This is a genomic window from Bartonella sp. AA81SXKL (genome assembly GCF_042196945.1).
Classification (GTDB): domain Bacteria; phylum Pseudomonadota; class Alphaproteobacteria; order Rhizobiales; family Rhizobiaceae; genus Bartonella.
The window spans coordinates 1-8,352 of sequence record NZ_JBHIRH010000028.1 but is presented as its reverse complement, the minus strand read 5'-3'; the positions used below and the strand labels follow the sequence as shown (position 1 = coordinate 8,352).

The following is an 8,352-nucleotide window of genomic DNA, read 5'->3' as shown; positions in this document are numbered from 1 at the left end:
TGGGAAAGCAGTGTGTAAACGGTAAGTCTGGAGGAACAACAGCTGTTGGAAAGAATTTTATTACGGCGACAGGAGGAAATTATGGTAGTGCCGGTTACTATAGTTCAAAAAATGGTTATATTACTGGCTATCATTCAGGCTCTGGTGGAACTGGAGGAATGGGAGGAAATTTTGGTTTAGCAACAGATGAACATCCAGGACTTGCTAAAGGTGGAAATGGATGTGCTGGAACGAATGGAATTACTGGCAAGATAAGTGGTAATGGCGGTGATGCTGGGGGTGATACATCAAGAGGAGGATCTGGAGGAACGGGACAAGGTTCCTATAGTTCAGGAAAAGCAGGGCGTGGCTTTGGTGGTGGGGGTGCTGGCTCTCATGGAGATTCCTCTCCAAGCGGCGCTGGAGCTGATGGCGCTGTTCTTATAAGGTTATGGAAAGATTAAATGGTTATAAAAAACCACAAGAGAAAGATGATCAAAACTAAGCTATAATATTACATTCAGAAAGCATTCCAATACGATAGAACGGAACTAACAAGAACTCGTGAAAAGAGGATGTATTTTAGGTTGTTTATGTTTTAGAGCTTGCGCTAAATCATAATTTGCCTGCATAGCTAGCCAAGCACGTGCAGTACTCACACCAGCCATTTCAAGCCTAATAGCGAGATTGGGACTAATAGCGGCTTTCCCATTTAAAACCCTAGAAAATGCTACACGAGACATACCAAGCCGTTCGGCTGTTTCACTAACAGATAAGCCAAGTTCTGCGATTACATCTTCACGCAAGAGTTCACCAGGGTGTGGAGGGTTTTTCATCATTTTTTAGCTCTCCTTATTTAATGATAATCTAGATAATCAACCAATTCGACATCTATACCAACAAAACGGAATATTACACGCCAATTTCCATTTACTGTAATTGACCAATAGCCCTTAAGATCACCTTTTAGAGGATGTAATCGAAAGGACGGATAATTCAAATCATTTGGTGATATAGCTACGTCAAGAGCACCTAGAATACGCCTTAACTTTTGAGTATGAGCAGACTGAATTCCTTTTGTAATGCCAGTATTGTAGAAGGCTTCAAGCCCTTTATGTTTAAATCCCAAAATCATAACATATTGTATCGTGTATAGTTACCAAATACAAGAAAAAATTTCATAAATCCTAATAAAATGCCTTATCATTGATTTAAATAACCAATCGCAGGAACAAGATCTTTAGCGGTCAAGTTCATTTGTTCCATTCTAAATTTAATAGCCTCAATTGGATGAGGTGGAGAAACAGGATAGTGTTCTGTTTCATAAGCTTCAATTAACAAAACAAGAGTTTTCATTCTATCAAATTCTGGAGTATTAACTTCTGGCTGCTTATCAAACATTGCAGACACAATCTCTAAGGCTTCTTGGTAATCTCTTTCAGTGCGAAGTGGTTTGATATTCATTTCTTAAATTACACAGTATTGATGTTATACTGTTTAGATTGTAACGATTTTTAAGTTAATTGCAAAGAAGATTATCTATGACTACACGCAATCCTAATCGCTGTCCTACTCATCCGGGAGAAGTTTTAGCAGAAATTATTCCTGAAACAGGCAAAACAAAATCAGAAATTGCGCAGATGCTTGGTATATCACGCCAACATCTCTATGATATTCTAAATGCCGAAAAGCCTATATCTCCTTCTCTTTCGGCTTGTCTTGGCAAAATGTTTGGGAATGGAGCAGGAATATGGTTACGCATGCAAGCCAATTATGATGCGTGGCATGCTGAACGTGAAACAGATGTTAGCAAAGTTCCAACACTCCACGCTGTTTAATTGTATCACTCAGTCTCTAGAGACTTTTCCAAGTGGTTTTATTGCTTTAACTTCTTTAATTTTAAGTGCAATTTTACGCACGAAAGCGATGCTAAAACGCCCTTGTGGTTTTAAATCTTCAAAGTCAAACAAAAATTCGCAAGGAACAACATTAAATTCATCAACACGCACCCAAGATTGCTTTTGCAACCCCGCACGTCTACATTCTATCTCAGGTACTTTTAAGCTATATTGTAAATTAATAGGCTCCTGAGAAGTAATAGGAAACAAAAAAATATGGCTTTTAGTTTTAACCATAACACAGGAAGGACGCGCTTTACGTCCTGAATGTTCACCTTTTTGCGCTTGTTCGTGCCATAAATAATAATATTGAACAACATCCCCTGCTTTAAACATGTTCATCACTATTCAAAATGTCATCTAAACCACGATCTAAATCATCTAATATATTTTGCGGTGCATCTGCGTAAACAAAAGATTGTACACTAGAACGGGATTTTATTAATTCATGATATAAATCAACAGGAAGCATAATGATTTTTTCACGCCCTCGCTTTGTCAAAGCTACAGGTGTAGACATAGCCTCGTCTAAAATATCGCCTGCCCCGCGGTTTACATCTGTAAAACTATATTTTTTCATATGCACATCCTATCTTTAATGTATAATACGTATTATACGTACAATATGTATTATGTAAAGATATTTTATGCTGTTAACCACCTCCCCGCCTCAAAGGCGAGGAGATAAAATCATGTTTTTAACTTAAGCTACTTTTGCAACAGGGCTTACTAAAACTCGTTTGGCTTCTTCAACAAGCGTTTTGTAATGTTTGCTCTCTTCTGCTAATGTAAAGGCTTTAACAAGATGCATGTGAAGCGGTCCATAAATATAAACAGCTTTTTCAGTAGGTCCCATTTCGTCCCAGTTGCTTGGAAAATCAAAGCGTGTATCACGGTCATTATCAATTAACTGGTTTTTTAAATCATAGAAAGCTTTAACGAGTGCTTTTTTAAACGCACGCACCGTATCATTGTTACGCATATAGGTCATGAGTAGAGTGGCTTGTGGTTCGTTGAGAATAGCAACTTCTCTCTTTTGACCACCTTTACCGTCTCTTTTACTCACTTGGATTTCAAATCCAAGTGAACCAAACTCTTCAAAATCCTTACGATTATTGCGTACTAACTGTATAACTGTTTTATGCGTATTCCCCACACCCTCAGCAATTTTTAAAGAGGTTGTGACAACGATGCCATCATTGTTGATTGTCACTAAATTGTTCATGATGAACTCCTAATGGTTTTAATGTCTCTATTGACACCCCCAAGGGTGCCGGGCGTTAGAAACACGGCCATTAGTCCGTCGCTATGTCTTCCCCTCGTGAGAAGGTATTGTATAGCATAGCTACACCCGACAAAATCGTTATATGCCAATAATAGCATAAAAGACAATCAGTATTTTAAATGCATGGGAGAGATCTTACGTGACCTATCCGCTAATGGTTTAGTGTTTCTAGCACTTGTGATTCGAATAACATGAGGGTTTATTAGTGTCAATATGCTTTTAAAAAATTATTTCACATATTGTTGTTTTCAAAGGATCGCATTTGAAATGCTACCCTTTACTATTCACTCGCATTTGAAATGCGAGTGAACCAAAATTCTTATGTTTTACTGTTTTAAAGGGTGCGATTTCAAATCCAACCCTCATTTTTCCCATTCATTTTCATTCACCCCTCATTTAAAGGAGCATAAAGTATGGCAACAGGTTTTCTACACGGTGTTGAAGTCGTTGAAGTTGACGACGGCACCCGCCCCCTTCGCGCAGTACAATCGGCAGTTATCGGGATTGTTGGCACAGCACCCGATGCCGATGAACAAGCATTCCCTCTCAACACACCGGTTTTGGTAGCAGGCTCTCTTTCACAAGCTGCAAAACTCGATAAAACGGGTAAGCGTCAAGGTACCTTACCCAATGCCCTTGATCTTATTTTTAAACAAGTAGGAGCAATTGTCGTTGTCGTGCGCGTGAACGAAGGTGACAACGAAAATGCAACACTCACCAATATTCTGGGTGGTGTAAACGCAAATGGTGCTTATGAAGGTGTTCATGCTTTGATTGGAGCGGGGTCCATTGTAGGACAAACACCACGCATTCTGATTGCGCCAGGCTTTACACATCAACGCCCTTCCAGTGTGAATATTGAAGAGAATGGAACTGGTGCAACTGCCAACCCCGTCGCAGCAGAACTCATTGGCATTGCTGAACGCCTACGCGCCATTGTGGTGCTTGATGCACCCAACACAACAGATGAAGCAGCCCTTAGCGCAGCAAAGGATTTTGATTCAAAGCGCGCTATTATCGTTGATCCGTTTGTAAAGGTAAATCGTGATGGAAAAATTGTAGAACAGCCAGCAAGTGCAGCAGTTGCTGGTGTCATTGCTAAAACGGATTTTACCCATGGCTTTTGGCATTCCCCTTCCAATAAAGTGATCAATGGCATTGTGGGAACTGCGCGCCCTATTGATTTTTCCATTGGTGATCGATCAAGCCGCGCTAACCTTCTTAACGAACAAAACATCACAACAATTATCCGCGAAAATGGTTATCGTCTTTGGGGTAATCGCACCCTTTCAAGTGATACAAAGTTTGCTTTCTTATCGGTGGTGAGAACCGCAGATATGATCAATGACGCCATTTTGCGCGGGCATCTATGGGCTGTCGATCGTAATATCAAAAAAACCTACATGAATGATGTCAGTGAAAGCGTCAATGCCTATTTGCGTGATTTGAAAGCACAAGGCGCCATTCTTGGTGGGCGCTGTACGCCTGATCTAGAGTTGAATACAGCAAGCGCTATTGAAGGCGGAAAAGTTTATTTCAATGTCGAATTCACCCCCACAACACCCGCAGAACATATCACGTTCCGTTCACGCATTGTGAATGATTATTTAGAGGAGATTTTTTAATGGCTATCCCCGTTTTACCAAGAGTTTTGAAATATTTTAACATTTTTGTCGACGGTATACCCTATCAAGCAAAATGTGAAAGCGTAACATTACCGAATTTGAACTTGGTTGTTGAAAGTTATCGCGGCGGTGGCATGGATAGCTCCATTGAAGTTGACCTTGGTCTTGAAACCCTCACGCTTAGCATGACCATTTCTGATTGCTCTCCAGAGTTAATGGCACTCTTAGGGCGCACTGATGTCGACATTTCATTACGAAGTTCAATGCAAGCGCAAGGCACACCAGCAGAAGGTGTTGTCATTACCATGAGAGGACTATGCAAAGGCTTTGAAATGGCAGAATGGCAACCGGGCAGCAAAGCAACTTCTACGGCTACATTCACATTGCAATATTTCAAATATGTCCAGAAGGACGTTGAAATTGTTGAGATAGACGTCCTCAACTTGGTGAGAAAATTCAATGGCGTCAATCAACTCGCAGACCATAGAGACAATATAGGATTATAAAAATGACAGTCCAAACAAGCATTACACATAAATTATTGATACCTGTTACTTTTGAAGGAAAAGAGCACACCGAAATTACTTTACAGCGCCCCAAAACAAAAGATGTGCAAGCAATCGACAAAAAAGAAGGCATAGAGCAAACAATCGCTATGATCGCACGTCTTTCTGGATGGGCACATGAAGCGGTTGGAGAACTCGATATTAATGACTTGTCGAGCATTGGAGAGATTTTGGAGTCTTTTATCAAGCGGCGGGATACCTCGACTGGGAAACCGCCGCTAAACTCATAGCCGATATTACCATTGTGTTCCATTGGTCCCTTTCAAAGATGATGGAAATGGAACCGCAAGAACTCATATTCTGGCGAAAACAAGCAGCAGAAAGGTATAAGATAAAATGAGTGAAAAAGTTGCTGATGCAAAGGTGAGATTGTCTCTTGAAGACAAACTCACCGCACCTCTCAAACATCTTCAAAAAAAATTCGATACATTGTCAAAAACACTCTCACATAGTTTGGGTATTGTGCGCTTTTCTGCTGCTGTCAAAAACATGACAAAAAGCCTTCATGGCGTTCAAAGTGCTCTTAGCACAGCGGCAAGTCGTGCTTCAGTCTTTACCGGTGTCTTAGGGCTTGCTGGTGGTGGTCTTGTGGCAAGTGTAGCCGCCCTCACCATGAAAACCATGCATCTGGGAGATAGTCTTTATCACGCATCACACCATTTAAATATGAGTGTTGCATCACTTCAATTATGGGGTGATGCAGCCGATAATTCAGGCACTTCTGCCGAACTTTTTCAACAATCCTTAGCGGTTTTAAATAGACGTTCAGCACAAGCCTATGCTGGACAAAAAAGAGGCATGATGGGCTTTGAAGCACTTGGCATTTCTGTCAAAAACACTTCTGGAAAACTCAAATCCACTTCTGTCTTGTTAGAAGAAATTACCGACAAGATGAGTAAGATGAAAAATCAAGCACAAAGACAGCATATTGCCGCTCTGCTGTTTGGGGGCGATGGTAAGGAAATGGCGACCATGCTTGCACAAGGCATGGCACCCATTAAAGAACTGTTTGCAAAGGCGCGAAAAGGAAAATGGCTCATAGGTGCCGATGTTGCACGCTATGCAGCAGATTTGAGTGATAAGCTTGGTGCTTTTAAGAAAAAAATAGGCGGTATCGCGAGCTTTATTGGCGCCCGTTTCATGCCCGTGATTAATGATATGATTGACGGTTTTTCAAAGTTGATTGATGAAAACCGTGATCTCATTCAAACAACCGTTGCGAGTTGGGCAAAGACCTTAAAAAAAGTCCTTAATGATCTGCTTAATCCTACCTCTGATTTAAGAAAAAGCATCAGTGATCTCACAGAGAGGATTAAAGGCTGGTTCCAATGGATGGAGCCGTTGATTGGTGAAATAACCCTTTTCAAGGTAGGACTTGTGGCACTTGGTTCGTTCATTTTTGGTCCACTCATTGCCGCGTTAGCCGCAGCGGGAGCAGCGTTTGTCACACTTGGCTATGCAATCATGACCACACCTATCGGCTGGATACTTGGTGGTATTGCAGCAGTTATTGCACTGTGTAAATACTGGGATGAAATAGATTTCCGGTTGGTTGCATCATTAGCTGTAATTGGTGCAGCGTTTGTTAAGCTTGGTATCATCATGATGTCCTCTCCTATCACTTGGGTAATTGGTGGCATTGTTGCGCTTATTGCTGTTCTATATGTGCTTTACAAATATTGGGACAAAATAAAAAGCTTGTTGGTAGCATCATTAGCTGTAATTGGTACAGCATTCGCCGCGCTTCGCATCGTCATGATGTCTACTCCCATAGGCTGGATAATAGGCGGCATTACAGTGCTTATTGCTACTGGATATCTACTCTACAAAAACTGGAATACCGTAATAAGCTTCTTAGGAAAGCTATGGAATTCTTTTTACAGCTTATGTAGTAACATTTTCAATAACCTCTTTACGCTCTTTAAAAACTTTTCACCACTCTATTGGATAGCAAAAGGAATCAATGAACTCATTAAATGGTTGCTTGGCGTTGATTTAATGGAAGCAGGATCCAATCTGATTAACGGGCTTTGGGACGGCATCAAAAGCCAATGGAATGCTCTATCTGATTGGTTCAGCAACCAGATTAATCAATTAACCAGCTGGATGCCTAATTGGATGAAAGAAAAGCTAGGCTTTAATGTTTCAATCAACAAAACTTCAACCCAGACCATTAAAACCTTTACCGATGAAACCAATGCACGCGCAAAAAAATGCTGGATACAGTAGTGGTTACAAATACCCCACCTGAAAAACGCAAGAGTGGTTTTAATACAAGTGTCGTTGAAACAGGACAAATGCAGGCTACAAATGCAAAAGTGGGTGCCTTTAAAGCTCCAAAGCCAATTACGGTTCATAAGCCCGTTGAAGTAGACGCCCGTGTGATGATTTCAAATTTAAATATTTCTGTCCCCAATGGTCTTAAAGATGAAATCAGAGACGCAGTCAATCAAGCACTTGAACGCTATGCCAAACAGCAACGCTTGGCTATAGCCTCTAGCCTTTCGGATTAAATACCATGATGTTAGCTTTAGGTGGTTTTATTTTTTCGATTGAAACAGCAGCTTATCAAACACTTGATATGTCTTATGGGGTTCCATGGGTAGAGCAAGGACGATTGGGGCGCAAAGCAGCTCTTCAATTGCCTGCCGTTGCAAATGCGGAATTTTCTTTAACTGGTGTGATTTATCCAGATTTCAAAGGTGGTCACAGACAGCTCGAATATTTACGGCAAATGGCACATGAAGGACCTCACATTCTTGTGACCGGTCAAGGCAAAATCTTAGGTAAGTTTGTCATTCTTTCCGTAGAGGAAAAGCAAAGTGTTTTTCATCATAACGGCACCCCAAAAAAACAAGAATTTACAATAAAATTGAGAGAATATGGTGAAGAGCTATGAGTGATCTTTACGTAACAAAAGAAGGCGATATGGTTGATGCCATTTGCTGGAGATACTATGCAAAGGGTCAACAAGCCCTTGCTGTTGAACGCGTTTATGC

The 8,352-nt window shown here is 40.9% G+C and carries 15 protein-coding genes and 1 pseudogene; 10 read left to right on the top strand and 6 right to left on the bottom strand.

Features of this window, described 5'->3' with window-relative positions:
* Window positions 1-443: pseudogene (locus ACFINZ_RS08600) on the top strand (hypothetical protein); the annotation flags it as partial.
* Window positions 444-530: 87 nt separating this feature from the next.
* Here the strand turns inward: ACFINZ_RS08600 and ACFINZ_RS08595 are convergent.
* From ACFINZ_RS08595 to ACFINZ_RS08585, 3 genes are all read right to left on the bottom strand, one after another.
* Window positions 531-818 (bottom strand): HigA family addiction module antitoxin, encoded by a 288-nt coding sequence (locus ACFINZ_RS08595; protein ID WP_126602638.1) that lies wholly within the window; start codon window positions 816-818, stop codon window positions 531-533.
* A 17-nt stretch (window positions 819-835) separates the two neighbouring features.
* Window positions 836-1,114: a type II toxin-antitoxin system RelE/ParE family toxin gene (locus ACFINZ_RS08590; protein WP_375640091.1), complete on the bottom strand. Its 279-nt coding sequence runs from the start codon at window positions 1,112-1,114 to the stop codon at window positions 836-838.
* A 68-nt stretch (window positions 1,115-1,182) separates the two neighbouring features.
* Window positions 1,183-1,443: a type II toxin-antitoxin system HigA family antitoxin gene (locus ACFINZ_RS08585; protein ID WP_375697223.1), complete on the bottom strand. Its 261-nt coding sequence runs from the start codon at window positions 1,441-1,443 to the stop codon at window positions 1,183-1,185.
* A 77-nt stretch (window positions 1,444-1,520) separates the two neighbouring features.
* On the opposite strand from ACFINZ_RS08585, the gene ACFINZ_RS08580 reads away from it, so the two are divergent.
* On the top strand, window positions 1,521-1,817 hold the full coding sequence (locus tag ACFINZ_RS08580) for a HigA family addiction module antitoxin (protein ID WP_375697222.1): 297 nt from the start codon (window positions 1,521-1,523) through the stop codon (window positions 1,815-1,817).
* Between the two features lie 9 nt (window positions 1,818-1,826).
* Here the strand turns inward: ACFINZ_RS08580 and ACFINZ_RS08575 are convergent, their stop codons facing one another.
* The 3 genes from ACFINZ_RS08575 to ACFINZ_RS08565 all read right to left on the bottom strand — a co-directional run bounded on the left by ACFINZ_RS08575 (window position 1,827) and on the right by ACFINZ_RS08565 (window position 3,102).
* Window positions 1,827-2,213: a hypothetical protein gene (locus tag ACFINZ_RS08575; RefSeq protein ID WP_375701327.1), complete on the bottom strand. Its 387-nt coding sequence runs from the start codon at window positions 2,211-2,213 to the stop codon at window positions 1,827-1,829.
* Entirely contained in the window at window positions 2,206-2,457 is a 252-nt protein-coding gene (locus tag ACFINZ_RS08570) for a type II toxin-antitoxin system prevent-host-death family antitoxin (protein ID WP_375607138.1), read from the bottom strand. The genes ACFINZ_RS08575 and ACFINZ_RS08570 overlap by 8 nt, the downstream gene beginning before the upstream one ends.
* Window positions 2,458-2,580: 123 nt before the next feature.
* The gene (locus tag ACFINZ_RS08565; RefSeq protein ID WP_375615282.1) at window positions 2,581-3,102 is read right to left on the bottom strand and encodes a Rha family transcriptional regulator; all 522 of its coding nucleotides are present in this window, start codon (window positions 3,100-3,102) and stop codon (window positions 2,581-2,583) included.
* Between the two features lie 473 nt (window positions 3,103-3,575).
* Between ACFINZ_RS08565 and ACFINZ_RS08560 the strand changes: the two genes are divergently transcribed.
* From ACFINZ_RS08560 to ACFINZ_RS08525, 8 genes are all read left to right on the top strand, one after another.
* Window positions 3,576-4,787 carry a phage tail sheath subtilisin-like domain-containing protein gene (locus ACFINZ_RS08560; RefSeq protein ID WP_375701326.1) on the top strand — a complete coding sequence of 404 codons (1,212 nt, stop codon included), beginning with the start codon at window positions 3,576-3,578 and terminating at the stop codon, window positions 4,785-4,787.
* Window positions 4,787-5,293, top strand: a complete 507-nt coding sequence (locus ACFINZ_RS08555; RefSeq protein ID WP_375637134.1) for a phage major tail tube protein — start codon at window positions 4,787-4,789, stop codon at window positions 5,291-5,293. The genes ACFINZ_RS08560 and ACFINZ_RS08555 overlap by 1 nt, the downstream gene beginning before the upstream one ends.
* A gap of 2 nt (window positions 5,294-5,295) precedes the next feature.
* The gene (locus tag ACFINZ_RS08550; protein ID WP_375612344.1) at window positions 5,296-5,583 is read left to right on the top strand and encodes a phage tail assembly protein; all 288 of its coding nucleotides are present in this window, start codon (window positions 5,296-5,298) and stop codon (window positions 5,581-5,583) included.
* 38 nt (window positions 5,584-5,621) lie between these two features.
* Complete coding sequence (locus tag ACFINZ_RS08545; RefSeq protein WP_375635004.1) at window positions 5,622-5,693, top strand: GpE family phage tail protein; 72 nt, start codon at window positions 5,622-5,624, stop codon at window positions 5,691-5,693.
* Window positions 5,690-7,582: a phage tail tape measure protein gene (locus ACFINZ_RS08540; RefSeq protein WP_375684014.1), complete on the top strand. Its 1,893-nt coding sequence runs from the start codon at window positions 5,690-5,692 to the stop codon at window positions 7,580-7,582. The genes ACFINZ_RS08545 and ACFINZ_RS08540 overlap by 4 nt, the downstream gene beginning before the upstream one ends.
* Window positions 7,582-7,866, top strand: a complete 285-nt coding sequence (locus tag ACFINZ_RS08535; protein WP_375684015.1) for a hypothetical protein — start codon at window positions 7,582-7,584, stop codon at window positions 7,864-7,866. Before ACFINZ_RS08540 ends, ACFINZ_RS08535 begins: the two co-directional genes overlap by 1 nt.
* Before the next feature lie 5 nt (window positions 7,867-7,871).
* A complete protein-coding gene (locus ACFINZ_RS08530) occupies window positions 7,872-8,252 on the top strand; it encodes a phage tail protein (RefSeq protein ID WP_375612342.1) in 381 nt (126 codons plus the stop codon).
* Window positions 8,249-8,352, top strand: a 104-nt coding sequence (locus tag ACFINZ_RS08525) for a tail protein X (protein WP_375701328.1), incomplete at its 3' end; no start/stop codon positions are given. The genes ACFINZ_RS08530 and ACFINZ_RS08525, both read left to right, overlap by 4 nt.

Bases quoted from the DNA above. Each gene is read 5' to 3' on its own strand.
- ACFINZ_RS08565 (WP_375615282.1), bottom strand. From the start codon at position 3,102: ATGAACAATTTAGTGACAATCAACAATGATGGCATCGTTGTCACAACC.
- ACFINZ_RS08595 (WP_126602638.1), bottom strand. From the start codon at position 818: ATGATGAAAAACCCTCCACACCCTGGTGAACTCTTGCGTGAAGATGTA.
- ACFINZ_RS08550 (WP_375612344.1), top strand. From the start codon at position 5,296: ATGACAGTCCAAACAAGCATTACACATAAATTATTGATACCTGTTACT.
- ACFINZ_RS08555 (WP_375637134.1), top strand. From the start codon at position 4,787: ATGGCTATCCCCGTTTTACCAAGAGTTTTGAAATATTTTAACATTTTT.
- ACFINZ_RS08560 (WP_375701326.1), top strand. From the start codon at position 3,576: ATGGCAACAGGTTTTCTACACGGTGTTGAAGTCGTTGAAGTTGACGAC.
- ACFINZ_RS08580 (WP_375697222.1), top strand. From the start codon at position 1,521: ATGACTACACGCAATCCTAATCGCTGTCCTACTCATCCGGGAGAAGTT.
- ACFINZ_RS08540 (WP_375684014.1), top strand. From the start codon at position 5,690: ATGAGTGAAAAAGTTGCTGATGCAAAGGTGAGATTGTCTCTTGAAGAC.
- ACFINZ_RS08590 (WP_375640091.1), bottom strand. From the start codon at position 1,114: ATGATTTTGGGATTTAAACATAAAGGGCTTGAAGCCTTCTACAATACT.
- ACFINZ_RS08585 (WP_375697223.1), bottom strand. From the start codon at position 1,443: ATGAATATCAAACCACTTCGCACTGAAAGAGATTACCAAGAAGCCTTA.
- ACFINZ_RS08530 (WP_375612342.1), top strand. From the start codon at position 7,872: ATGATGTTAGCTTTAGGTGGTTTTATTTTTTCGATTGAAACAGCAGCT.
- ACFINZ_RS08575 (WP_375701327.1), bottom strand. From the start codon at position 2,213: ATGTTTAAAGCAGGGGATGTTGTTCAATATTATTATTTATGGCACGAA.
- ACFINZ_RS08570 (WP_375607138.1), bottom strand. From the start codon at position 2,457: ATGAAAAAATATAGTTTTACAGATGTAAACCGCGGGGCAGGCGATATT.